Annotated in this window: 1 protein-coding gene; it reads right to left on the reverse strand. The window is 63.3% G+C overall.

What is annotated here, in order from left to right; genetic code table 11:
* Positions 1 to 305: NAD-dependent epimerase/dehydratase family protein (locus CWO89_RS45410; protein ID WP_130584497.1), on the reverse strand; the 305-nt coding region annotated here is incomplete at both ends.

A 305-nucleotide genomic window follows, 5' to 3' on the forward strand; every position in this document is an offset into this window, starting at 1 on the left:
GTGCGCTCGTTGCGGCCGCCGACATTGTAGGTCTCGCCGACCGCGCCGCGCTCGAGCACCAGCGTGAGTGCCTTCGCATGGTCCTCGACATAGAGCCAGTCGCGGATGTTCTTTCCGTCGCCGTAGACGGGCAGGGGCTCGCCGGCCAAACCCTTGATGATCATGTGCGGAATCAGCTTTTCCGGGAAGTGATAGGGGCCGTAATTGTTCGAGCAGTTGGTGACCAGCGTCGGCAGTTCGTAGGTCTCGCGCCAGGCGCGCACCAGATGGTCGGAGGAGGCTTTGCTCGCGGAGTAGGGCGAGTT

The sequence above is a fragment of the Bradyrhizobium sp. Leo170 genome (assembly GCF_004296405.1).
Lineage (GTDB): Bacteria > Pseudomonadota > Alphaproteobacteria > Rhizobiales > Xanthobacteraceae > Bradyrhizobium.